This window comes from Mesobacillus jeotgali (genome assembly GCF_014856545.2).
Taxonomy (GTDB): Bacteria; Bacillota; Bacilli; order Bacillales; family Cytobacillaceae; genus Mesobacillus.
Genome location: NZ_CP109811.1, coordinates 1,483,268 through 1,507,966 on the forward strand (window position 1 = coordinate 1,483,268; position 24,699 = coordinate 1,507,966).

Here is a 24,699-nt window from a genome sequence, read left to right on the forward strand (position 1 = left end):
ATCTATTGAAAAGCTATTATTTATGTTTGGAAACAGCCAACTCTGAATGTGGCTTGGCAACCTTAAGGAATTGCTTGATGACTAATCCAGGTCCGCCAAGTACGAAAAGATAACGGGCCTCGATTACCTGCTTCATTAAGGCAGCGAACAACCCGCTGATTTTCAAGCCGAAGACTTTGCCCACGGCTGCTTTGTTGCCGATGGAAGCAACTGTACCTTTGTGGTGATATTCGAATGCTTTAAGCTGTTCACCTCTCAAGATCGCGATTAAATTTGGTCCGCACACCTCTGCCTGTTGAATGGCCACCTGGGCAGTCGGAGGGAGTGGGGTTCCGTCATCTTTCAAGAACAGCGCAGCGTCCCCGATACAAAAAACATTTTCCATTCCTTTTACCCGCAAAAACTTATCAATGATGATGCGGCCCTTCGAAATAGGTAAATCCAGCTTTTCAAGCAGGGTATTGCCACGGACGCCGCCAGACCATATCAATGTCCTTGCCGGAAGTTCTTCGCCGTTGTCCAATGTGATGGAAGTTGGAGAACATTCTAGAATCTTAGTAGAGGTCATCAATTCCACGCCATTCTTTCTTAAATAGCTTTCTGTAAAATCAATGGCCTCCTTATCAAATCCAGGGAGAACTGATGGTGAAGCTTCTATATTGATAATTCTCGCTTCTGACACAGGGATATCATATTTAAGGCAAAGCTTGGGCAAGGCTTCTAAAAGTTCGCCAATCATTTCAATTCCGGTAAAACCTGCACCGGCTACAGCAAAAGTCAATCTAGAAGGGTCGTGATCCTCCTTATACGCAGCAAACTGTCTGAGCAGATGATTGTATATTGCCTTCGTGCTCCTGAAGCTTTTGATTTTAAAAGCATTTTCTTCCACTCCAGGAATTCCAAATGTACTCACATCAAAACCAAGACCAATCATCAGGTAGTCATAATCAATAGACTCACCAGACTCCAGCTGTACTTGCTTTGCAGTGAAGTCTACACCTTGGACAGCTCCTTTTTTAAATTTTATTTTATTGGTCTTTAAAAGTTCAGGTATATGTAAGGTTATTTTTTCGTCCGAAGCCGTACCCGCCCCAGTCTTATGAAGTTGAGTAGAAATATAGTGATAATCATGTTTATTGATCAAAGTTATTTCAGCTTCGCCGTTCCGCAGGTTCTTCTCAAGCTGTCTGCTGGTAATAAGACCGCCATATCCTGCACCTAGAATGACTATTTTTGGAGTTTGCATTGTTGTTCCCTCTTTCTGGTTATTATTGTGAAAACATTCACATGTTAGTGTAAAAAAATAAAAAATCTTAGTTGTTTATTTTAATGTGAAGTATTTCACAATCATTATCTACCAATAGATTACGATATATATATTTTTATATCAATACGTATTTTGGGTTTAAATTCAACAAAAGTTTGACAAACATCCAAAGAAGGAGGAGATGGAATAGCTCCATCTCCTGAAAGTAGGTTGTTTTCGTAAAGCTTGTTGTTAAAAATCAGAAAAGAGCTTAATTATAAATTCATTGTTTCGGGTTCTCCGTTATCGTTCATCAACCGAATGGTTTCTGGTTTTACCTCCAGGATAATGTAATCAGGATCATTAGGACTCTCAATCCATTTGCTCATCTTTTCATTCCAAAATTTTTCCTTGAGTGACTGATCTTCGCGGATTGAGGCTTTTCCCTGGACTTCGATATAGGCATCGCCCATTCCTTCTCCTTCATATCCAAGCAGAATATGGACATATGGGTTTCTTTCAATCTCTTCCGCTTTGTACGTTTCTTTGCTTGTTGGTGTGTACAATGTCAAGTCCTCGTTGAAAAAGGTCATGTATCTGGAGTGCGGCTTATTCCCGACTACGGTTGCAAGCGTGCCAACCTTTGATTCACCGAGAACTTGGGTGATTTTTTCTTTTAATTTTTGACTATCCATATGAATTCCTCCTTTTTTTGTACCTGTTCATAATATTCTCTTTCTAAAGCTTCATAAACCAAAAAAGCCCTGGCATTACCAGGGCGATTATTATAATTCGTTGTCGATATCTACGTTGTACTTCTTTTCGCTTGAGGATGAATCCTTTGAGTGATGGCCGTCCTTTTCTTCATGTTTTTCCTGATTAAGGTCCTCCATCGGAATAGGGTCAACAGTCAATTCACTTTTGAATTTGTCATGAAGACTTTTAGTCGTTGTTTCATATTGCTCAGGATTGTCCATGTTTTGGGTATTATCAACTGGAATGCTCTTCTTATTTTCTTTTCCCACGGTGATCACCTCTCCCTTTATTTAAGGTTATCTGTCAGTTTTTGATTCTTCCTGAGGTTTTACTGGATCCCTTTGAGGCTCAATATCCTTGTTGTGTGCCTTTTTATTTTCCTGTTCAACTGAACCATCGTTTTTATTTTGATTCTTTTCTGTCATAATGAAGCCTCCTTGTCACTGTGATAATAATAAAAATACCCTTTTATTGATAAATAAAACAAACGTTGCGACTGCCCTGACGTCATTGACCAAATAATTCAGAACTATTATTGAAAGCCACTCCAATGTCTTTTCAGCCATTCACCTTCATATAGTTAGAATGTATGTTTAACTAACGGAATATGGAGGGGGAGTGTGATGATAATCATACGGTTTCCAGATGGTGCAAGCGGCCAGATGCTGCAGAATCTTTCTGGGAAACAGAAGGAAATATACGACCAATTAGACAATAGCCTGACAATGTTCGAGTATGACACAACCTTTCAGCTTCTTTTTGAAATAAAGCTTCGCGAGAATATCATTGAAGCGGCATTAAAGCTTAAGGATGCTTCTGTAGCTTTTACCTCCTTCAAATATTCAAGATTCAATCCAGTTTATTGGACGAAAGGACCCAGGGGCTATCTTTTGAATCCAAATGTCCGCCCTTCTGACGCAATCAATGATATTTACGAAAATGGCCAGGAGTATGCTTTCGAGTGCTCCACGGCAATGGTTGTCATTTTTTACAAAGCTGTCCTGGATTCTATAAGGCTGTCGGACTTTAACTATTTGTTCAGGGGGCTGCTCGTTTGGAATTGGAATTATGACCCTGATTTGGCCATCATTACTTTAGAAGGGAATGAGTTTATCCCCGGCGATGTGGTTTATTTCATGAACCCGGATTTTGATAAACCTATTTGGCGCGGAGAAAATGCAGTTGTTCTTGGAAATGGATTATATTATGGACATGGTATTGGGATTGGTACAGCTGAGGAAATGGTCAAAGCCCTGAATACACTTCGGAAGCAAGGCTCTACTACCTCCGCATTTATGCTCCAACAGCATAGCAGGCTGAATTTTAAATATTTGTCCCAGTTTTCCAAGTGATAAACCAAGAAAATAGTAAAAGGCTGGCTAAATTGCCGGTCTTTTTTTCTATTTCTTTTTGCTCATTTTTAAAAACAGGATTTCTTGTATCATTTACGAGGCATAGTTTTATAAATTGGGGGAATATAAAAAGAGACATAATATATACATTTCTAGTTCCGGATTTGGAATTTATAGGTATGTTAAAAAGGGAGTTTTGGAAATGAGATTAAGCAAGGTGCTTGAGGCACTCGGCGGCAGTTTAAAAAAATATAGGAATGATGCTGATCCTGAATTATCTGGCATTCAGATGGATTCTCGTAAAGTGAAGCAGGGTGATTTATTTGTAGCGATTACAGGATTTCAAATAGATGGGCACAAATTTATTGATGAAGCCATAAACAATGGTGCAGCAGCTGTTATAGGGGAAAATGAACTGAATCTAGCTGTCCCGTATATTCAGGTATTTGACAGCAGGCTGGCTCTTGGCAGGGCAGCGAGTACATTTTATCAACATCCGTCGAGAAAGCATACTGTGATTGGCATTACGGGGACAAATGGAAAAACGACCGTTTCATATATTTTAAAGCATATTCTTGAGCATGCGGGCAAAAGCTGCTCCCTGCTCGGCACTGTGTCTTATATCATAAATAATGAGGTGTACAAGCCTTCCAATACCACTCCGGATGCTTTGCAAATACAAGAGCTGATTTCGAAAAGCAATGATGAGTTTGTTGTTCTGGAAGTGTCATCACATGCCCTGAAGCAATACAGAATTGAGGGGCTGGAGCTGGATTATGGATTGTTCACGAATTTATCTCATGACCACCTGGATTACCATCCGACGATTGAGGACTACTTCGAGGCAAAAACATTGATGTATAATTACATGAAAAAAGATGGTTCAGCCGTTGTAAGCAGACTTGGAGAATGGGGGGACAAGCTGACAAGTATATTATCAGCTAAAGGGATCCCTGTATATTCAATTGGCTATGATGACACCCATGATCTGAAAATTGAGGACATAAAATTGAATGGGGAAACCAGATTTGAGATCAAAATGGGAGGAATCACTTATCCATTGACTTTCCCATCACCTGGTCTTCACAATGTCTACAATGCAGCGATGGCCTTTTTGACAGCTGTGAAAGTTGGCATAAGTCCTGATTCGATTGCTGAGGCGCTAAAAACTTTCCCGGGCGTACCTGGAAGGTTCGAAATGATCTCCCATCCTGAAGGTGCTACTTTCATTGTCGATTATGCACATACAAAGGATGCGATTGAATACTGTCTTCAGGCAGCTCAAGAGCACGAAGCAGTGAAGATCAAGCATATATTTGGCTTCCGAGGAGAGCGGGACAAAACGAAAAGAGAGCATATGGTCAAAGCGTCCGCCTCAATGAGTGATGAATTCACTTTGACCTTCGATGACCTGAACGGAATTTCGGAAGAAGAGATGGCCAGTGAATTAAAGGAATTGAATGAACGCTTTGGCATGAATAAAGGAAGAGTCATTACAGACAGGACCCTGGCTATCAGAAATGCATGGGAAAACGCCAGGATGGGTGAGTGGATCCTCATCACTGGAAAAGGACCAGAGGAGTATCAGTCGATGTATGAACTTCCCACATCATCAGATAAAGAAACACTGTTATATTTGCAAAAACTGCAGAATAAGGCAAAGGTAATTGGGTGAATGCCCAGCAGGCTGATTTAAAATCAGCCTGTTTTTTTAGGAGTTTAAACTCAATTCCTTTAAACTGACACAAATTTTTCTTCAATTAATGACAATAATATGAAATGTGAAGAGTGTCACTCCACTATTTTTCCAGCATCTCTTATGATATAAGTAAGCAAGGCAATTGACCTGACTATTATGGGAGGAGGTACTCAATATGGATAAAAAAGAAATTTATAAAATGCTTGAGGATATAGAAGAACCAATGCTCGGAGTCGATATTGTGAACCTGGGCCTCGTCTATGAAGTCTGTGTCAAGGATGATAAAGATGTCGAAATCGTTATGACCACAAGGAATGCTGATTGCATGCTAGCTGATTATATTGCCCTCTCTGCCCGTGAACATCTGGCTGGACAGATAGGCAGCGACGAGCATATCGATATCAAAATGGTCTCGGCTCCTAAATGGACAAAAGACCGCATGTCCCAATACGCTAAATATTTATTGGACCTTTAAATTCTCTCTAGGCTCACTTAAAAGATTGCGATAATCGTATTGCAGTCTTTTTTCTGTGAAAATAATTAATTCTGTCTTCTTCGAATAATCTTGATCATATTCGGCAATCATTAAAATAACCTAAAAAAGCCAATAAGAAAGCAGGGCTACCGGTAGGAGGGTAACCGTGTATACTTCTATTTGGTTTTGGTTATACTAAATAACTTGTCTTTCTTTAAATGGCTCCTTGTTTATAAGCATGGAGTAGATGATTCGAAGCATTCGATGCGATGTCGCAACGAGTGCTTTTTTCTTTCCTCTTCGAGCGGCAGTAGACCAATATTTCGTAGCTAACCACCTATTTCGACTTCTTGAAACGGCCCAGGCTGCTTCACACATGGCTGATTTAATGTGCGGATTTCCTTTTGTTGTCCGAGTACTCTTGCGTTTCCCTGCACTTTCATGATTGCCAGGAGATACACCTGCCCACGAAGCTAAGTGTTGAGAGGTGGGGAATTGGTTCATATCCACTCCAATCTCGGCAATAATGATGGCTGCTGTATCTTTCTTTATTCCAGGAATGGTCAGGAGTAAATGAAGTTCTTCTTTAAATTCCTCTAGAAGCTGGTCAATTCTTTTTTCCACCTCTACAATATGTCCCTCCAGCTGTTGAATATGAAGCCAAGACTGTTTGATTAGAAATCTTTGATGGTCATTGATTGTGCCGAAGAGCGAGTCAGTAATTAATTGTTTTTTAGATGACATCTTTCCGTGTATCCGGCTTTCGACATCATCGCCATCTACGTATCCCTGTTCCACCAGTCTCTCAAGCAGCTTTCTCCCTGAAACCCCAAAGACATCGGAAATAACAGAACTCAGCTTTACATTTGAGCACTCCAGAACCTTCTGAATCCGGTTCTTCTCGGAAGTTAAATGACCTATCCACTTTTTTCGAAGGCGTGTAAGGTCCCGTAGCTCCCGGATATCGGAGGGAGGCACGAAACTCTTTTCGATGAGTCCGTGTCGCAATAATTTGGCAATCCACTCGGCATCGGAAACATCTGTTTTTCTTCCAGGGACGTTCTTAATCCTTTGGGCATTCGCAAGAGTAATATCAAAAAAGTCTTCAAGGATATTAAACACAGGCTTCCAATATACTCCCGTGCTTTCCATCGCAATATGGGTAACCCCATGGTCTTCCAGCCATTTTAAGAGACGGAAGAGATCTTTCGTCAAGGTTGGAAAGGTTTCAGTTACCCTAATCAAATCTTCGTCCTGTTTGCCCGTCAGAACACAGGCAACGATTGTCTCCGAATGAACGTCAAGACCAGCACAACGTTCAATAAATACATCCATAATACCAATCCTCCGCGTGTTAAATCACAAACAGCGAGTGGATTTGAAAATAGGCATTTTTCTGTACGTGGTCATCCTTCCCAAAGGGAATGAGCCAACAAAGGGTTGATCACCAAATCCACTCAAACAGTTTTTATTACAGGGTCTTAGCCACCATAAAAAGCCACGTCCTATAAACCGTTTGTGTCCTCTACATTATGGACATAGAAGATTTATTTTCATGCATGAGTTGGGAGTCGAAGGAATCATGATAGTTTTTATTGTATTTGGTTGTGTTGAAGGATAGAAACTGTAGCTGAAAAACGAAGAGAAAACCTTTTGTATTTTTTCCGAAGTCATAGCAAGTTCAGACAAAACGATGGCTCATCCTTATAATTTTGTCTGAAGTGATACTAAGCTTCAGACAAAACATCGGTTTATTTTCGTGATTTTGTCCGAGTCTTAGCAGGTTCGGACAAAACGATGGTTCATCCACGTGATTTTGTCCTAAGTCATACCAGGGTTCTGACAAAGCGCCAGCACCCTTTTTGACCATACAAATTCATATAAGTTTTGGATTGGGATTCCCAATAACATCCTTTGGAATTTTTCCCATACCCTAATATAATCTTACGTTTTATCGAATTGTCTTTTAGAATAGAAGTTGGGGGAAAACTGGAGGCAATTTGAATGATCTATAAAAAAATAGCTGGAATCAGCATGTGGCAGTTGAACAGGACTTTAAAAAAACTCGCATTCGCAAGAATGGAACTGGAAAAACAAATGCGGAAGGAATTAATTGTGGTCCTGCTTGAGCCGAAAAAAGAAAACGTTCTAGCAAGTGCAGAAGAGAAAAAAGAAATCGAGGAAGCAGTTCAGGAACTAAGCGGCTTTGAGACATTGAAACTATGTTTGCTCGAAGATTGTAAGCCGGTGTACAGAGAAAAAGTGAACAATAATGGTGTGTCAAGATGGCTGGAAATACCGGTCAAACCTTTGATTACATATGAATTTCTAAATGAGGCCCAAGAAAATCAAGTGAAAATAGGATAAGCACCAATGCGAAGAAGAGGACCATTCAAGGTTCTCTTTTTTGTTTGGCATCGCTAGCCGGGGCTGACCAAGGCGCTTGCGCTTTTCTTTGTCCAGCTCCAGCGCCTAGCCCCTCGAGTCGTTTCGGTCCTGCCAATGAAGTCAAAGAACGACTTCACTGTCAGGCCCTCCAACGCTTGTCGGGGCTGACCAAGGCGCTTGCGCTTTTCTAATTGGGCTAGTATTTTTTTCGTTGTTTAATTGCACAAATGTCCCGACCTGAATAGGATGTAGGGACACAAAAAAAGGAGGTTGTTACGATGTCTGAAGGATGCGGCTATGGTGGCGGTTTCGCCCTGCTTGTAGTATTGTTCATTCTTTTAATCATAATCGGAGCGTCTTGGGGTTTCGGTTACTAAACTCTGAATAAGAAAACTTCATTGGGAGGTTTTATCATGTACGGATACAGCGGAGGCTGTGGTTATGGCGGTTACGGTGTAGGAGGAGCTGGATACGGAAGCGGTTTTGTTTTGATCGTTGTCCTGTTTATCCTCTTGATCATCGTCGGCTGCGCATGCTATCGCTAATAATAACCTGGAAAGAGGCTGTTACAAGGGTCAAGATGACTCTTGACAGCCTCTTCTTTTTTTCGCTGACAAAACATTTTTTACAGCGGGTTAGTTAATTAGGACGATGAAAAAATAAGGAATTCTTGTTATTTTTAAATAAATTAAAAATATTCCGAAAATAAGTGATTCTTTTTTTATGCTCGTTCGTCTAACTGTCTGTAAAAGGGGGGAGAATTTTGAGCGATCACTACAGCATTCATTTCCAAAAGGTATACGAGGAATACAGTGACAAGGTTTATGGCTATCTCCTGTTATTGACCGGCAAGAAGGAAGTCGCGGAGGATTTGACCCAGGAAACATTTTTAAGGGTGTACAAGCATATCCATCAATTTAATGGTGATTCACAAATTTTTACATGGCTTGTGAAAATTGCCCGGAATGTTGCAATAGACCATTTAAGGAGAGGAAGACGGCTGCGCTTTTTTTCATTGGATAAATATTCTTTCGAATCCTGTCAGCCATCGCCAGTCGAAATCATTGTAAAAGGAGAAAAAACTTCACTCCTTTACAAGGGTATTAAAGCACTGAAGCTGAGCTACCAGGAGGTATTGATTTTAAGGAAAATCAAAGAATTCTCGATAAGGGAAACGGCACTGATCCTTGGCTGGAGCGAAAGCAAAGTGAAAATTACTACTTCCCGGGCAATGGCTGCTTTAAAAAAAGAGTTAAAGAGAAGAGGGGAAATAATTGAAGAAATCATTTGAACTAGAGGATAGCTTCAAGAGCCTTAGCCACATTCCAAGGTCTGAGATACAAAAGCGTAAAACTTATAATACAATCATTCGGAACGGACGGCCGGAGAGACCGGTTCATTACATAGTAAAAAATTGGACAGGCAGTCTCCTGACCTTTGTGATGATATTAGTATGTTCAGCTTATCTTTTGACAGAAATCAAAAATCCTTCCCAGGAGGGGGAAGCCGCTCTCAATACTGCTGAGATCTATGCGGCAAGCGAAGTTGTCATTACGTATCTTACCAAATCTGATTCAGCTGACCATTTTAATCTGCACGCCAACCTTACGAGAAAAGGAGTTTCCATCATAGACGAAGCAAGTTGGCTGAAAACCATGAATGAGACGATCAACGGCCGAAACAGCGTGAAGAATGCACCGGATCTGAAGGATGGATATGATCTATTGTTAATTTACGAGGGAAGAAAACCTGATAAATGTAAATTATGGATTAATGATGGAAATGTATATATGCAAAGAATGAAAGAACAAAGGGTATATAAAGTAGAGGCAAATAAAGCAGGAAAGGTGATTTCAATGATTGAAGATATGGAAAAACAGATTCAATTTTGAATCTGTTTTTTTATATGTCTTTTCGACTATTTTTTTATAAAACTTATAGAATATGTTTAGTTTGTCGAAAGGTGTGGTAAGAGTAAGTTTGTACTTATTAATCAACTTGAATATACAGGAGGAAGAAAAATGAAGAGGGGTCTAGCAATCATTGTTGCAGTATTTATGCTAATTGGCTTGCTGGCTGGCTGCTCAGGAGAGCAAAAAGCAGATGCCGAAAAAACGAAGGACGGAAAAGTAGTAGTCGATTTTTGGACGTTCTGGGGATCAGAAACACGCCGTCCGATTATAGAAAAAATCATCGATGATTATAACAATTCCCAGGATAAGGTGTTTGTTAAACATACTTTCTTGCCATGGGGCGATATTTGGACAAAAAACCTTGCCTCAGTCGCAGCCGGCAACCCTGCTGATGTCATCATCAACGACATCAACACAGTTGCCCAGCGTGCTGAAAACAAGCAGGTTGAGGATTTAAGCCAGTATATAGATGATTCTTTCAAGCAAAAATTTTATCCGCATTTATGGGAGACTGTCGAGTATGAGGGCAAGTCTTTTGCTGTCCCATTCAATACAGACACACGTCTTCTTTTCTACAATAAGACTGCATTCAAGGAAGCAGGACTGGATCCTGAGAAGCCGCCTGCAACCTGGGCAGAGCTCGAGGAGTACGCAAAGAAGTTAGATGTTAAAGATGGCGATCGCTATGAGCGAGTAGGATTCTATCCTTTATGGGGAAGTGTAGGTGCATCCAGCTGGATGACAAACGCAGATAGCGGCAAGGGTTTTATTGAAGATGGTGAGTTGACGATCAACACTCCGAAAAAAGTTGAAGCTCTTAATTGGATCCTTGACTGGAAGGAACGCCTCGGGGAAAACACGGTACAGGCCTTCCAGGCAGAATTCGGAAGTGAACAGGCAAATCCATTCATTGCTGGAAAAGTAGCGATGTGGGTTGATGTAGGAACATTCTACACACAGTTAAGAGATTATGGACAGGATGTCGATTTTGGCGTTGCCCCAATTCCTGCAAACGAGGAAGGTTCAGGTAACTGGTCAGAGGGCGGCGGATTTGTAGTTGAAATTCCGAAAGGCGCTAAACACCCAGAAGAAGCAATGGATTTCATTAAGTATCTGACAGATGTTGAAGCTCAAAAATATTGGTCGGTCAAAAACTATGACAATGTTGCAAACATTGAAGCTGCAGAAGCTGCTTTAAATGAGCTTGAGGGACCTGACAAGATGGTCTATGAAGCTTCAGTTAAAAACTTGGATCAAACAAAAATGTTCCCGGTACCAGTAGAGTATCCGGATTATCACAGCAGATTAAACCCGCATATCGACAATGCCCTATTAGGAAAAACTTCTCCTGAAAAAGCATTGGAAGAAGCTGAAGAAGATATCGAAAAAATGAAGAAGTAATAAACACAAAAAGAGAAGGCGCATTCCGCCCTTCTCTTTTTAATAAAAACCGTGTTTTTTAAAGAAATCCTGTCTTAAGGTATTGGAAATACTTGTAAAAATTCTGATGGGTGTGAAAGCAGCAAGGTTGCCGAAAAAATCTTGAAAAACAACAAAGAAAAAGTTGATAATGGATAGCCATTTTTTTCGGAATAGTCACTTAAATTCAATAGGGGGGTTTGGGAGCGATGAAGTCATCTGATAGTACATTAGTACACACAGAAACTGGGTCTAAAGTTATAAGGGAACGTCAAACTGCTGAAGCAGCCCGAACGAAGGGGCTCAGCAGAAAAGCAAAAGACAACCTGGCTGGTTACTTATTCATTTCACCATGGATCATTGGGTTTCTCGGTCTGACCTTAGGTCCCTTGCTATTCAGTCTGGCCGCTAGTTTCACAGATTACAATATTACTTCAAAAATGAATTTCATTGGTCTGGAAAACTATAAACGTATGTTTACGATGGACGATTTATTTCGCACTTCTCTTTTTAATACTCTTTATTATGTTATTTTCTCTGTTCCATTGACGACTGCGGGTGCTATTTTACTAGCTGTTCTGTTGAACCAGAAGATCAAGGGGATGAAGTTTTTCAGGACAATCTATTATTTGCCTGCGGTGTTATCCGGTGTTGCTGTATATTTTCTTTGGATGCAGCTACTGAGTCCATCAACAGGGCTGGTGAACACGATGCTTGGCTGGTTCGGGATTGATGGTCCGGCCTGGCTGTTTGATCCTGAATGGACAAAACCAGCATTGCTGTTAATGAAAATGTGGAGTGTAGGCGGGGGAATGTTGTTATACCTTGCAATCATGCAAGGGGTTTCGCCTCAGATGTATGAAGCAGCTGATATTGAAGGTGCATCTCCTTGGCAAAAGTTTTACCATATAACTCTTCCAATGATCTCTCCGATTATTTTCTTTGATGTGATCACGAGTACAATTGGTGCATTCCAGATTTTCCAGGAAGCATATGTTATGACCGAAAACGGAAGCGGCGGTCCTGGGAATTCGCTATTATTCTATAACCTGCATATGTGGAATAACGCATTTGAAGTCTTTAACATGGGATATGCTTCTGCAATGGCATGGTTATTGTTCATTATTGTCATGATCTTGACAGCAGTGAACATGAAGCTTGGCAAGCGATGGGTACATTATGAAGGGGGTGACGGCAAATGAGTTCAATGACAGCACCAAAATTTTATGAAACTAAAAAGTTCAAAGACAGGGTAAGACTCTCATTTGTGACTCTGCTGCTTCTTGCCGGCAGTACGCTAATCCTTATGCCGTTATGGTGGATGATTTCCACATCCTTAAAATCACCCGCAGAGATTGCGCAGTATCCGCCGACATTTTTCCCAAAGGAATTTAATTTCAATAATTATATCGAGGCTTGGCAGACTGCGCCTTTCACTCGGTGGGCTTTAAACACATTATTCCTTGCAACTGTCGGCACAATCGGAAGTGTACTTGTCAATTCACTGGTTGCATATGGCTTCGCAAAAATCAAATTCAAGGGAAGGAATGCACTGTTTGTCTTGGTACTCTCGACGATGCTTATTCCGGGGTTTGTGACAATGGTGCCTCAGTATATCCTCTTTTCAAAGCTTGGATGGATTGACACGTATCTGCCATTGCTTGTGCCTGCATTCCTTGGCAGCGCGTTTTTCATCTTCTTGCTGCGCCAGTTCATGATGGGAATCCCGAATGAACTCATCGAAGCTGCAGTACTTGATGGTGCAGGCCACCTCCAGATTTGGTGGCATATTATGATCCCGTTGACAAAGCCAGCATTGATTACAGTAGCGATCTTTTCATTTAACGGTGCATGGAATGACCTGTTAGGGCCATTGCTTTATATCAATGATGAAAGCAAGTACACGCTGCAGATTGGCCTGCAAACCTTCAAGGGTACTGTCCAGACACAATGGCATTACTTGATGGCAATGTCCGTCACCGTTCTATTGCCGGTTGTTTTGTTATTCTTCTTTTTCCAAAAATACTTTATCGAAGGCTCAAATATTTCCTCAGGAACTAAGGGATAAAAGAATACAGCAAAAAGGATGCCACAGACTGGCATCCTTTTTGCTGTATTTTAACGGCTGCTTCGTAAAGGTTGTTGTGAAATCCTAAAAAAGCTATTTAGCTCTTGAGAAAAGAGCCTTTTAATTCATGACTGGGCAGGTTGTCAGCCACACGCCTGATACACAGGTTCTATAACCATTATGATAAACGTACTTAGTGCACTGCCAGCATGTGTACCCATCTGGATTTACTCCGGTTTTGCCCTGGTAATCCTCGACAGGACTGGCATTCCTATTTGTGTTTTGTGAAGAGGAGGCAATGACAGAACCTGAGAAAACAAGCAGCAATACGAAAGTCAACATAAACAGTTTTTGCATAAATTCATCCCCCTTATTTTTATAGAAATAACGTAACAGTAAGCTTTGTAAAAAATTTACTGTTAATTATAAGGTACGGAATGGCCTATCGATTTAGAATAGGACAAAGTGTTTAATCACTAAAAGGCCACTTTTGACCCAGGAGGAGAACCTTAATTTTCCCAACAAAAAAGCCCGTGAATTTCCGGGCTAATTAAGGCTATGCGTATTTTTTTCAAATGGGGTTTCTTCAATAATGGTATTGCTGGCTTGATGATTTTCCTTCCAGATACGGTATCTTTCCAGGTCAACAGTAATCTGTTTTAAAACAAAACCGATTACCGCCGCATCATCTACGATTCCCAGCCCAAGAAGGAAGTCTGGAATTAAATCAATGGGAGACACGAAGTAAATGATTGAAGCGATAATGGTCACGATAGATCTCGTCGGTATTTTCCTGTACTCTCCCCGGCGCCATGCTCCAACTAAATCAAACAGCAGCTGGAGGTTGTCCCAAATCTCAGCAAGGGAACCTTTATGGTCATCAGCCTTTTTACCGGCATCCTTCAATAGTATATCCGTCTTCTCAGGTTTATTTATATACTCTCTTGCCTTGGATTCAAACTTTTTATAGCCTTCTTCGAGTTTCTTTGTTCCTATCATTCCCAACACCCTTCCTGCAAATATTGCTTATCTCTTATTTTTACCCTTTTAGTTCTTTTAACCAAACATCTCTAGTAACTGGTAAATTTTTGTCCTGAATGTCTTCAGAAGCTAAACGGCTGTTTGAAATCACTGTTTATGGGAAATTTAAAGGATGATTAAAAACAGTTGACTAATCATGTATATACAAGTAAAATGAAAACGTAAACAACATGTATATACAAGTGTTTGGATTTATAGAAGTGTTTTTTTTTTAGATGAATGAAAACGGTAACAGGAGGAGAGTAAATATGAATCGACAAGAAGTTGAGCAAATTGTTGAAGCAGTTGGCGGTAAAGAAAATATTGCTGCTGCCACCCACTGTGTTACAAGGCTGCGTTTTGCCCTGAAGGATGAAGGAAAAGTAGATAAAGACAAGCTGGAGAATATTGATCTTGTAAAAGGATCATTTTCCGCAAATGGCCAATATCAGGTCGTTATTGGACAGGGGCTTGTTGACAAGGTATACGCAGAAATGGTTTCGATTACCGGTATTGGGGAAGCTTCAAAAGAAGAAACCAAAGATGCTGCAGCCCAGAACTTGAACCCTCTTCAAAGGGCAATCAAGACGCTGGCAGATATCTTCATTCCAATCCTTCCAGCGATTGTTACTGCTGGTTTGTTAATGGGGATCAATAATATCCTGACTGGAGAGGATATCTTCTTTGAAGGGCAGGCATTTATTGACGTTTATACCGGCTGGGCTGATTTTGCCAGCATCATTAACTTGATTGCCAATACAGCCTTTGTGTTTCTGCCAGGTTTGATTGGATGGAGTGCGGTAAATAAATTTGGCGGTAGCCCGCTTTTTGGTATTGTACTGGGACTTATGCTTGTACATCCAGATTTGCTGAATGCCTGGGGTTACGGGGCAGCAGAAGAAATTCCTACATGGAATTTGTTTGGACTGACAGTTGAGAAAGTAGGGTATCAAGGACAGGTATTGCCTGTATTGCTAGCTTCTTACGTATTGGCGAAAATGGAAATTTTCTTGCGCAAGCGGATACCTGATGCGTTCCAGTTGTTGACCGTTGCGCCAATCGCTTTATTGGTAACAGGCTTCTTATCATTCATCGTGATTGGACCGATCACTTTTGCAATTGGGAACATGATTACTGATGGCGTTGTCGGAATTTTTGATGCAGCGCCTGCAATCGGCGGATTGATTTATGGCGGCCTTTATGCACCGCTCGTTATCACAGGTATGCACCATACCTTCCTTGCAGTGGATTTACAGTTGATAGGAACAATCGGCGGTACCTTCCTATGGCCGATGGTAGCACTTTCAAACATCGCACAGGGATCAGCAGCTTTTGCGATGATGTTTGCTGACAAGAATAATGAAAAATTAAAAGGTCTTTCGATGACATCAGGCATTTCCGCATGGCTTGGAATCACTGAGCCTGCAATGTTCGGTGTCAACCTTCGCTACAGATATCCATTTATCGCAGCGATCATCGGTTCAGCAATTGCCGGAATTGTCATCACACTCCGCGGAGTCATGGCACCATCAATTGGTGTAGGCGGCCTGCCTGCTTTCCTATCCATTTTCAATGAGTTTTGGGGGATTTTCTTCATCGGTATGGGAATTGCAATTGTCGTACCATTCGTACTGACATTCGTTATGGCTAAAACAAGAAAGAAAAAAGAAGCGTAATCACAACTAGAGAGTAAATCCTGATGGAGGTGGATATTTTATCATGACTGAACCATGGTGGAAAAAGTCGGTTGTCTATCAAATCTATCCAAAGAGTTTTTATGATACAACCGGCAATGGAACAGGCGACCTGCCAGGGATTATCGCCAAGCTGGACTATTTGAAGGAGCTGGGTGTAGACGTGATATGGCTGACGCCGGTTTACGATTCACCTCAGCGAGATAATGGCTACGATATTAGGGATTATTATCAGATATATGAAGAATACGGGACGATGGAAGACTTCGACCGTCTGCTTGAGGAAGCTCATTCACGCGGCATCAAGGTGATCATGGATTTAGTCGTGAACCACTCATCAACGGAGCATGAGTGGTTCCAGGATGCTCTGAAATCCAAGGATAGCCGTTACCGCAACTATTATATATGGAAAGATCCCAAGGAAGACGGAAGTGCTCCGACTAATTGGGAATCCAAATTCGGCGGGAATGCATGGGAATATGACGAGACTACAGGACAATACTACCTTCATTTATTCGATGTGACCCAGGCCGATTTGAACTGGGAAAATGAACAGCTCCGCAATGAAGTATATGAGATGATGCATTATTGGTTCAAGAAAGGCATTGATGGCTTCAGGCTAGATGTCATTAACCTGATTTCAAAGGATCAGGATTTCCCTGATGATGATGGCTCGGTACCGCCGGGTGATGGCCGGAAATTTTACACGGATGGGCCGAAAGTTCATGAATATTTGCAGGAAATGAACTCTGAGGTTCTATCCAAATATGACAGCATGACGGTTGGGGAAATGTCTTCTACTACAATCGAAAACTGCATCAAATACTCAAACCCTGAGCGGAACGAATTAAGTATGACGTTTAACTTCCATCATTTAAAGGTGGACTATGAAAATGGTGACAAGTGGACTCTTGCAGATTTTGATTTTCTTGCCCTTAAACGGATTTTATCTTTGTGGCAGGTTGAAATGCATAAAGGCGGAGGCTGGAACGCATTGTTCTGGTGTAACCATGACCAGCCAAGAGTCGTTTCGCGATATGGGAATGATGGTGAATACCACCTGGAATCAGCGAAGATGCTGAGTACTGCCGTCCATATGATGCAGGGGACGCCATATATCTATCAGGGCGAAGAAATCGGCATGACCAATCCTTATTTTGATAGCATCGAGGATTATCGAGATGTTGAATCATTGAATATTTATCAAATCAAAAAGGAAGAAGGCATGGCTGAGGAGGAAATCCTGAAGATTCTGCAGAGCAAGTCACGTGATAATTCCAGAACCCCTGTCCAGTGGAATGCCGAAAAGCATGCAGGCTTTACAAACGGCACTCCGTGGATTGATGTTGCCAGGAATTATCAGACCGTAAATGTTGAAAACGCGCTCGCTGATAAAAATTCAGTGTTCTATCATTATAAAAAGCTGATTCAGCTGAGAAAACAATATGATATTATCACATATGGCGATTACCAGCTCATTCACGAAGAACATCCCGACATATTTGCATATGTAAGGAATGGACAGGATGAAAAACTGCTTGTCATCAATAATTTTTATGGTAAAAATACTATGTTTGAACTGCCAGACTCAGTTGAAGCTGAGGGCTATCAAGCTAAAATCCTGCTTTCCAATTATGAGGATTCATCTGCAGATATATCCCTGATCAATCTGCGTCCATATGAATCGATTGTTTATCATTTAACGAAATAGTAAAAGTGGAGGCCTTTGGGTCTTCGCTTTTTTTACTTTTGTTTCAATTGGCAGTGATTATCACTAAATTCTTAGTGATTAAAGTACCTATAATATTATTACCAGTGTGCTGTTAGATGTTTGATGACCTTTTCGTGGTGGAAAAAAGCTAATATACCAATCCATTACGAAATGAGGTTTGCAGTATGATTCCGATTCAATCTAATATAGACGGCAAAGAGCTTACTGTGGGTGAATTGAAGCAAAAGCTGGGACCGCTTGGCTTCAATGTCAACGGTCAGTGGGAATATGACCATGCATATATTGACTACAAAATGAACGATGACCATGGTGACCGCCAGTACGTGCGCATTCCATTCAAGTCGACTGGTGGTCCATTGGATAATGATGGCACCTTCGTCCAGATTGGGACGCCATTCCTGCTTGATCATCAATTCCAGACAGATGTTGATGAGGAGGGGAACATTGGAGCACTGACCGGTTCTTTCGATCAATTTAAATCGCCCGCTGACAAGGATGCTCCATTTCCAAAGGGACTTGTTGAAGAAGGGAAGACCCTGATCAGCAAGGCAGAGCATGCCTTAGATACGATATAGTAATACAGAGACAGCTTCCGGAATAGGGAGCTGTTTTTATATAATTTTTAATGATTTTCAGGATACCGGCAGGATTGCTTGCTGATAAAAATGCTATACTGATTAGCATAGTTACGAATCGGAGCGTGAAGAAAGCCATGGAAAATAAATTGTATTATCGCGATGCATACTTAAGAAACTTCTCAGCGGAACTGATTGAGCAAAAGGAAGATGAAACTGGGAGGAAGTATGTGACCCTTTCACAGACAGCCTTTTATCCGACAGGCGGTGGCCAGCCATCCGATACTGGACGCCTAAATGGCATTGAAGTAGTGGATGTTGAGGAGGTTAGTGGTGAAATTCGCCATTACATAAAGGAAGAACTGAAGGAAGGAAATCGTATAGAAGGGGCAATTGACTGGGAGCGACGATTTGACCATATGCAGCAGCACGCTGGGCAGCATATTCTTTCGGCTGCGTTTGAGGAGCTATATGAATACAAAACGGTCAGCTTCCATCTTGGGAAAGATACACTGACAATCGACTTGGACACAGAAAATCTTGGTACTGTTGAGGCTGGAAAGGTCGAGGAGCTCGCCAACCAGATAATCCTTGAAAACCGCCCAATCCACACCAAATGGGTTGGTGAGGATGAATTGAAGCAATATAGACTCAGGAAAGAGCTATCTGTTTCGAATAACATCAGGCTCGTCATCATACCCGACTTTGACTACAATGGATGCGGCGGCACTCATCCAAATAGCACTGCTGAAGTTGGCTCGCTGAAAATCCTTGGGTGGGAAAGGCAAAAGAAATTGGTACGCGTCGAGTTTGTTTGCGGCCAAAGGGTACTGGACAAGCTCGGCCAAAAGCATGAAGTCATCAAGGAGCTCACAGGCCTGCTGAATTCACCTGAACAGGATATGGGTGCTTCAGTAAATAGACTTCTTTGGCAAAAGAAAGAGCTTGAGAAAAACATTGATGAATTAAAGGACCGATTATTAAAATATGAAGCAGCCGATATGATCGTAGCGGGAAAAGGGGCGATCATCAGCCGCGTCTTTCAAAACAGGAACATTCAGGAACTTCAAAAGCTCGGCAGGATGCTGGTTTCGGATGCTGAAGACAAGATTTTCTTGCTTGCCTCTGAAAATGAGGAAAAGCTTCAGTTCGTTTTTGCTAAAGGGAAGAATGCAGAAGGCAATTTAAAGGAATGGTCCAAACAAGCTCTATCCATGATTGATGGTAAGGGCGGAGGAAACGAAATGCTTGTACAGGGTGGAGGCCGGTTGATTCCAGGTGAAGAATTTATCCGGAAGGTTACCGGATTTATCCAATAATTTGAATGAAAGATGAAATATAAAGACATCTTCAAGGTAAAAGGGTTTAGTTCTAAAGTGGTGATTTCCTCGAAAAAAACTATTTATTTATTGTTTTTATAGGTAAATCATGAAAAACACCGACTAATAACCTATTTTTTACAGTTTGATTGGTTATAAATGAAAGTTTTACCATTTAAAAATAGGTTTAACTCCCTCATAATGGAATTCAACCAGAGAAATAGGGGGAATCAGAATGTTTGAAGTTGAAAGAGGATCTGTTGAAGAGGCAATCATGATCCTGCAAAATCTCGGTCTTAAAGTGAATGAATACGAGAAGACGAATTCAATGATTCCGGTAGAAAAATATAAAGAGTTATTGGAATTCACCATTGCTGTGGCAAGGAAAACGAATGAAGTTACTGTTACTATAGATGAAATGATGGATGATATATCAACGAAATTGTAAACGTGTATAGAAAGAGCAGCCAACTTTAAGGCTGCTCTTTTTGATTGTATGGTCAGAAATGCTATGTTCAGTGATATCTTTTTGCCCTCCAGCGCTTGTCGGGGCTGAACGAGGCGCTTGCGCTTTTCTTTCTATTGAGTTTTATCGATATATTCAAACAGGAAGGATTGTCCGTTTCGGTAGAAGCGTGGATCGTATACTCCCAACCTATCTCCATCGTCGACGATCACAACAAATGGGGACCATTCAGTAAGCGTCTTAGCTTCAGGTTTCTCAGCGAATAAAGCATTAAGATCAGCGTTTTCAGCAGATGTAAGCTCATATTGAAGCTTTCTTTCTGTAAAAAGATTATCCTGATAAATATTAACTTCACCTTCATTCTTGGCGATTACCGTAAATGTCCATGGAACGAACCCGGCAGAAAGAGCGATTTGATCATAATTTTCCTCATATTGATTGTAGAGTACCCAGCCCTGGATACTTTGGATAATGATATGCAGAGCAATGAACACCCATGCAAGTTTGAAATAGGCTGGACTTTTTACTTTATTAAATCTTGACGCTACAAACGCTGTTCCAAGGATCACCCAGAAAACGAAATCTATGATGGGGATTGTCCCGAATGTAATTCTGATGTTGGAAAATGGCTCGAGATAGCCAGTTCCCCAGGCGTTGAATAAATCGCTGGTGTTATGGATGATGACTGCAAGCCAGCCAAGGAAAAATAGTTTTGCATCTTTTACTCTAAACAGAAGGAATGATAGTAAAATAAATAGAGCAGCCCATATTGGTGTCAGGAAAATTGAATGGGTGATGCCTCGGTGCCACATCTGATAAAGTCCTTCATTATCCCAGAGTTGTGAGATGACATCGATGTCCGGGATCTGGCTTGCGCCAACTGCGGTGAGTAAATAAGCACGCTTTTGGGATTTTTCCATATGTTTTTTATCAACGGCACCATATAAGGCTAAACCGAAAAGTGTATGTGTAATTGAATCCATGCTGCACCTCCTGAGGTACATTATAATCCTTAAAGGAAAATTTTTAAAAGCTTAGATATGCATTGCAGGATTGCAAACTTACACCTATAAAGATAAGATTAAATTTATGAGGAATTTTGCCTTTAAACAGAAAGGAAATATGTAATGATGAAAAAATTAAAAGATGAAGTACAATCGCGAAGGACATTTGCGATTATTTCCCACCCGGATGCCGGGAAAACGACCCTAACGGAAAAGCTGTTGCTGTTCGGCGGCGCAATCCGTGATGCTGGGACGGTAAAAGCGAAGAAGACGGGGAAATTTGCGACGAGTGACTGGATGGAAATCGAGAAGCAGCGTGGAATATCCGTTACCTCCAGTGTTATGCAATTTGATTATGATGGCTTCAAGGTGAACATTCTTGACACACCAGGCCACCAGGATTTCTCTGAGGACACGTATAGAACGTTAACTGCGGTCGACAGCGCCGTGATGATCATAGACTCAGCAAAGGGTATCGAGGACCAGACTCTAAAGCTTTTCAAGGTTTGCCGCATGAGAGGAATTCCAATTTTTACCTTTATCAACAAGCTGGACCGCCAGGGGAAGGCACCTCTTGAGCTGCTGGCTGAATTGGAAGAGGTCCTTGGAATTGAATCTTATCCAATGAACTGGCCGATTGGCATGGGCAAGGAGTTCCTAGGGATTTATGACCGGTTCAACAACCGGATTGAACAGTTCCGTGTAGATGAGGACAAACGCTTTGTTACATTGAATGAAGAAGGAGAAATCGATGGCGAGCATTCTTTGAAAGAATCTTCATTATACGACCAGACTTTAGAAGAAATCATGCTGTTGGATGAAGCAGGAAATGAATTTTCAAAAGATCGTATTGCCGATGGAACTTTGACACCGGTATTTTTTGGAAGCGCCTTGACGACTTTTGGCGTACAGACCTTCCTTGATTCCTATCTGCAATTTGCACCTGAGCCACAGCCAAGGAATTCCACAGCAGGAGAAATTGATCCGCAATCTGAGGAGTTTTCTGGTTTTATCTTTAAGATCCAGGCAAACATGAACCCGGCTCACCGTGACCGAATCGCCTTCCTCCGCATTTGCTCAGGCAAATTTGAGCGCGGCATGACCGTCCAGCTTAGCCGTACAGGTAAATCAATGAAACTTGCACAGTCCACCCAGTTCATGGCTGATGACCGCAGTACGGTCGAAGAGGCTGTAGCAGGTGACATCATCGGGCTTTACGACCCGGGCACATACCAGATTGGAGATACCATTGTTTCTGGCAAGGAAGGCTATCAGTATGAAAAACTTCCACAATTCACCCCTGAACTTTTCGTCAGGGTATCTGCAAAGAATGTCATGAAGCAAAAGCATTTCCATAAAGGAATCCAGCAGCTTGTCCAGGAGGGAGCCATCCAGCTCTTCAAGACATTGAAGACGGAAGAATATCTTCTGGGAGCTGTTGGTCAGCTCCAATTCGAAGTATTCGAAGCAAGGATGCGCAACGAATATAATGTAGAGGTCCTGATGGAAAGACAAGGTTCCAAAATTGCCCGCTGGATCGAAGGCGACGATGTAAACGATAACCTGTCCAGCTCCAGGAGCCTGCTTGTCACTGACCGTTATGATAAAAAAGTATTCTTATTCGAGAATGAATTTGCCTTAAGGTGGTTCCAGGATAAGAATCCAGAAGTAAAACTTTATAATCCAATGGATGCATCATAATAAGTTGAGCCGGCAATGATCAATGCCGGCTCTTTTATATGTAGCTGGAATTTATAGAGATTAGAATTAGATGTTAATGAGGGGACTTCCAGAAAAAGCAGTACTTTTAAAGTATTATCTATTGACTTTTTCCAGAACAGGTACTATATTTATATTATTCTATAACGCTTTTATGCATAAAGCGTTTAAGTGTAAAAGTTGAATAGTTAGTGCCTTCAGTAATTAGTAGAATCCCCATGAGCAGCATAAAGAAACTGGATGGTTGCTGAAAATCCAGGCAATGGCTGATTTGAAATACACCTGTCAAAGAAAGGCACTGTCAATGAAGTGGGCAAATATGATTGTTTGCCAATTAGGGTGGTACCGCGGAGCTCCTTCGTCCCTAGACGGACAGGAGCTTTTTGTATTTTACTACTAATTGGGGGAATCATCATGTTAAACCAAAACCAATCTATCACGTTGAAAACTTCTGAAGCTGCTGCAGTTATATTATTGCTTCTGACGGGAATCGGTTATGGCATGATAAAACTTGAACTAATGCCGCATATTCCGGTCCTGACAGGGGTCGGGGCATTGATCATTTTTGGATTGTTGAAAAAAATAAAGATGGCTGAGCTTGAACAAAGTATGGTTGAAGGTGCCAAAGCGGGCCTTGGAGCTGTGATGATTTTTTTCTTTATCGGAATGCTGGTCAGCAGCTGGATTGCTGCGGGGACCATTCCTACTCTTATCTTTTTCGCATTTGAATTAGTGACAGGAAAGTGGTTTTATGCGATTGTCTTTATTGTTACATCTATTGTTGGGTTAAGTATAGGCAGTTCACTGACAACCTCAGCTGTGATCGGTGTTGCGTTCATCGCGGTTAGTGAAGCACTGGGATTCTCGTTGGCAATCACGGCCGGGGCGGTTGTTTCAGGGGCATTCCTGGGAGATAAAATGTCACCGCTCTCGGATACAACAGTTCTGGCTTCTTCTACTGTAAAAGTAGATCTGTTTGAGCATATTAAAAATATGTCCTGGACAACGATACCTGCGTTCTTCATTTCACTTGTCATGTTTGCCGCTTTGTCTCCAGAATTGAGTTCAGTTGACTTCGCAAAACTTGGCAGCTTGCAGAATACTCTCAAGGAGATGAATCTAGTACACTGGTACTCGATCATTCCTCTTGCTATCATTGCGATTCTTGCTGTGAAAAAAGTATCGTCTGTTTTGACACTTGGGGCAGGGACGCTCTCTGCGATGCTCATCAGTATGATGGTTGTCCCGCAAAAGGACTGGGGAACACTTCCGGGAATTTTATATTCCGGCTATGTTTCTGAGAGCGGAAACACGCAGCTGGATTCCCTATTGACTCGGGGAGGCATTGAGAGTATGTTCTTTTCAGTATCGCTTGTCCTCCTTGCTTTAAGCATGGGCGGATTGCTTTTCAAGCTTGGTGTTCTTCCTGCTCTATTGCGAGGACTTGAGAGCAGTCTGGAAAAGGTGCCCGTCCTTGTAGGATCAACAGCTTTATCTGCAGTCGGGATCAACTTTTTGATCGGTGAGCAATATCTGTCGATCCTGATAACAGGCAATACATTTGCAGGCCATTTCGAAAAAGCTGGCTTGCATCCAAAAAATCTCTCGCGTGTCCTTGAAGATGCCGGGACAGTACTCAATCCACTTGTACCCTGGAGTGTGTGCGGCGTTTTCCTTAGCGGCGTCCTTGGAGTCAGTACAATGGATTATGTGCCATTTGCGTTCTTTTGTCTGCTGTCACCGGTATTGACACTGGCAGCAGGATTTACTGGAATAACCTTATCAAAGTCAGGGAAAAATGCGGTGGCATAGGCTGCCGCTTTTTTTATGTTGTTTTATTAATGGTGATTATGT

Annotated in this window: 26 protein-coding genes; 18 read left to right on the forward strand and 8 right to left on the reverse strand. The window is 41.6% G+C overall.

The window, feature by feature from the left end:
• Window positions 1-16: 16 nt before the first annotated feature.
• From FOF60_RS07310 to FOF60_RS07325, 4 genes are all read right to left on the reverse strand, one after another.
• On the reverse strand, window positions 17-1,246 hold the full coding sequence (locus tag FOF60_RS07310; RefSeq protein WP_192472964.1) for an NAD(P)/FAD-dependent oxidoreductase: 1,230 nt from the start codon (window positions 1,244-1,246) through the stop codon (window positions 17-19).
• A gap of 275 nt (window positions 1,247-1,521) precedes the next feature.
• Window positions 1,522-1,941 (reverse strand): pyridoxamine 5'-phosphate oxidase family protein, encoded by a 420-nt coding sequence (locus FOF60_RS07315; protein ID WP_192472965.1) that lies wholly within the window; start codon window positions 1,939-1,941, stop codon window positions 1,522-1,524.
• 90 nt (window positions 1,942-2,031) lie between these two features.
• On the reverse strand, window positions 2,032-2,223 hold the full coding sequence (locus tag FOF60_RS07320; protein WP_192472973.1) for a hypothetical protein: 192 nt from the start codon (window positions 2,221-2,223) through the stop codon (window positions 2,032-2,034).
• 75 nt (window positions 2,224-2,298) lie between these two features.
• Window positions 2,299-2,427, reverse strand: coding sequence for a hypothetical protein (locus FOF60_RS07325; RefSeq protein ID WP_264647658.1), 129 nt, complete (start codon window positions 2,425-2,427; stop codon window positions 2,299-2,301).
• A 198-nt stretch (window positions 2,428-2,625) separates the two neighbouring features.
• On the opposite strand from FOF60_RS07325, the gene FOF60_RS07330 reads away from it, so the two are divergent.
• The 3 genes from FOF60_RS07330 (at window position 2,626) to FOF60_RS07340 (ending at window position 5,528) form a co-directional block, all read left to right on the forward strand.
• Window positions 2,626-3,354, forward strand: coding sequence for a protein-glutamine gamma-glutamyltransferase (locus FOF60_RS07330; protein ID WP_192472966.1), 729 nt, complete (start codon window positions 2,626-2,628; stop codon window positions 3,352-3,354).
• 202 nt (window positions 3,355-3,556) lie between these two features.
• Window positions 3,557-5,029: a UDP-N-acetylmuramoyl-L-alanyl-D-glutamate--2,6-diaminopimelate ligase gene (locus tag FOF60_RS07335; RefSeq protein ID WP_192472967.1), complete on the forward strand. Its 1,473-nt coding sequence runs from the start codon at window positions 3,557-3,559 to the stop codon at window positions 5,027-5,029.
• Window positions 5,030-5,228: 199 nt separating this feature from the next.
• The gene (locus FOF60_RS07340; protein WP_192472968.1) at window positions 5,229-5,528 is read left to right on the forward strand and encodes a metal-sulfur cluster assembly factor; all 300 of its coding nucleotides are present in this window, start codon (window positions 5,229-5,231) and stop codon (window positions 5,526-5,528) included.
• 195 nt (window positions 5,529-5,723) lie between these two features.
• Here FOF60_RS07340 and FOF60_RS07345 read toward each other — a convergent pair whose 3' ends face one another.
• The gene (locus FOF60_RS07345; protein ID WP_192473840.1) at window positions 5,724-6,863 is read right to left on the reverse strand and encodes an IS110 family RNA-guided transposase; all 1,140 of its coding nucleotides are present in this window, start codon (window positions 6,861-6,863) and stop codon (window positions 5,724-5,726) included.
• A 669-nt stretch (window positions 6,864-7,532) separates the two neighbouring features.
• On the opposite strand from FOF60_RS07345, the gene FOF60_RS07350 reads away from it, so the two are divergent.
• The 8 genes from FOF60_RS07350 to FOF60_RS07385 all read left to right on the forward strand — a co-directional run bounded on the left by FOF60_RS07350 (window position 7,533) and on the right by FOF60_RS07385 (window position 13,316).
• Window positions 7,533-7,895, forward strand: coding sequence for a hypothetical protein (locus tag FOF60_RS07350; RefSeq protein ID WP_192472634.1), 363 nt, complete (start codon window positions 7,533-7,535; stop codon window positions 7,893-7,895).
• A 299-nt stretch (window positions 7,896-8,194) separates the two neighbouring features.
• Window positions 8,195-8,293, forward strand: coding sequence for a YjcZ family sporulation protein (locus FOF60_RS07355; protein ID WP_023615168.1), 99 nt, complete (start codon window positions 8,195-8,197; stop codon window positions 8,291-8,293).
• A gap of 36 nt (window positions 8,294-8,329) precedes the next feature.
• Window positions 8,330-8,461 (forward strand): YjcZ family sporulation protein, encoded by a 132-nt coding sequence (locus FOF60_RS07360; protein ID WP_192472635.1) that lies wholly within the window; start codon window positions 8,330-8,332, stop codon window positions 8,459-8,461.
• A 218-nt stretch (window positions 8,462-8,679) separates the two neighbouring features.
• Window positions 8,680-9,207, forward strand: coding sequence for an RNA polymerase sigma factor (locus FOF60_RS07365; RefSeq protein WP_192472636.1), 528 nt, complete (start codon window positions 8,680-8,682; stop codon window positions 9,205-9,207).
• Window positions 9,191-9,808, forward strand: coding sequence for a hypothetical protein (locus tag FOF60_RS07370; protein ID WP_192472637.1), 618 nt, complete (start codon window positions 9,191-9,193; stop codon window positions 9,806-9,808). The genes FOF60_RS07365 and FOF60_RS07370 overlap by 17 nt, the downstream gene beginning before the upstream one ends.
• A gap of 129 nt (window positions 9,809-9,937) precedes the next feature.
• Window positions 9,938-11,230: an ABC transporter substrate-binding protein gene (locus FOF60_RS07375; protein WP_192472638.1), complete on the forward strand. Its 1,293-nt coding sequence runs from the start codon at window positions 9,938-9,940 to the stop codon at window positions 11,228-11,230.
• Window positions 11,231-11,457: 227 nt separating this feature from the next.
• Window positions 11,458-12,450, forward strand: a complete 993-nt coding sequence (locus tag FOF60_RS07380) for a carbohydrate ABC transporter permease (RefSeq protein ID WP_192472639.1) — start codon at window positions 11,458-11,460, stop codon at window positions 12,448-12,450.
• Entirely contained in the window at window positions 12,447-13,316 is an 870-nt protein-coding gene (locus tag FOF60_RS07385; RefSeq protein WP_192472640.1) for a carbohydrate ABC transporter permease, read from the forward strand. Before FOF60_RS07380 ends, FOF60_RS07385 begins: the two co-directional genes overlap by 4 nt.
• Before the next feature lie 120 nt (window positions 13,317-13,436).
• On the opposite strand, the gene FOF60_RS07390 is transcribed toward FOF60_RS07385, so the two are convergent.
• Both FOF60_RS07390 and FOF60_RS07395 read right to left on the reverse strand, forming a co-directional pair.
• Complete coding sequence (locus FOF60_RS07390) at window positions 13,437-13,673, reverse strand: hypothetical protein (protein ID WP_192472641.1); 237 nt, start codon at window positions 13,671-13,673, stop codon at window positions 13,437-13,439.
• A gap of 189 nt (window positions 13,674-13,862) precedes the next feature.
• Entirely contained in the window at window positions 13,863-14,315 is a 453-nt protein-coding gene (locus FOF60_RS07395) for a YkvA family protein (RefSeq protein ID WP_192472642.1), read from the reverse strand.
• A 290-nt stretch (window positions 14,316-14,605) separates the two neighbouring features.
• Between FOF60_RS07395 and treP the strand changes: the two genes are divergently transcribed.
• The 5 genes from treP (at window position 14,606) to FOF60_RS07420 (ending at window position 20,104) form a co-directional block, all read left to right on the forward strand.
• A complete protein-coding gene (gene treP / locus FOF60_RS07400) occupies window positions 14,606-16,012 on the forward strand; it encodes a PTS system trehalose-specific EIIBC component (RefSeq protein ID WP_192472643.1) in 1,407 nt (468 codons plus the stop codon).
• Window positions 16,013-16,055: 43 nt separating this feature from the next.
• Window positions 16,056-17,741 carry an alpha,alpha-phosphotrehalase gene (gene treC / locus FOF60_RS07405; protein WP_192472644.1) on the forward strand — a complete coding sequence of 562 codons (1,686 nt, stop codon included), beginning with the start codon at window positions 16,056-16,058 and terminating at the stop codon, window positions 17,739-17,741.
• A gap of 185 nt (window positions 17,742-17,926) precedes the next feature.
• On the forward strand, window positions 17,927-18,337 hold the full coding sequence (locus tag FOF60_RS07410; RefSeq protein ID WP_192472645.1) for a YugN family protein: 411 nt from the start codon (window positions 17,927-17,929) through the stop codon (window positions 18,335-18,337).
• A 137-nt stretch (window positions 18,338-18,474) separates the two neighbouring features.
• The gene (locus tag FOF60_RS07415; RefSeq protein WP_192472646.1) at window positions 18,475-19,656 is read left to right on the forward strand and encodes an alanyl-tRNA editing protein; all 1,182 of its coding nucleotides are present in this window, start codon (window positions 18,475-18,477) and stop codon (window positions 19,654-19,656) included.
• Between the two features lie 235 nt (window positions 19,657-19,891).
• A complete protein-coding gene (locus FOF60_RS07420; protein ID WP_192472647.1) occupies window positions 19,892-20,104 on the forward strand; it encodes a hypothetical protein in 213 nt (70 codons plus the stop codon).
• Window positions 20,105-20,235: 131 nt separating this feature from the next.
• Here FOF60_RS07420 and FOF60_RS07425 read toward each other — a convergent pair whose 3' ends face one another.
• A complete protein-coding gene (locus tag FOF60_RS07425) occupies window positions 20,236-21,105 on the reverse strand; it encodes a metal-dependent hydrolase (RefSeq protein ID WP_192472648.1) in 870 nt (289 codons plus the stop codon).
• A gap of 147 nt (window positions 21,106-21,252) precedes the next feature.
• Here FOF60_RS07425 and FOF60_RS07430 point away from each other — a divergent pair, with 147 nt between their 5' ends.
• Together FOF60_RS07430 and FOF60_RS07435 are read left to right on the forward strand one after the other, a co-directional pair.
• Window positions 21,253-22,827 (forward strand): peptide chain release factor 3, encoded by a 1,575-nt coding sequence (locus FOF60_RS07430; protein ID WP_285890814.1) that lies wholly within the window; start codon window positions 21,253-21,255, stop codon window positions 22,825-22,827.
• A 432-nt stretch (window positions 22,828-23,259) separates the two neighbouring features.
• Complete coding sequence (locus tag FOF60_RS07435; protein WP_192472650.1) at window positions 23,260-24,657, forward strand: Na+/H+ antiporter NhaC family protein; 1,398 nt, start codon at window positions 23,260-23,262, stop codon at window positions 24,655-24,657.
• The last annotated feature ends 42 nt before the right edge of the window (window positions 24,658-24,699 follow it).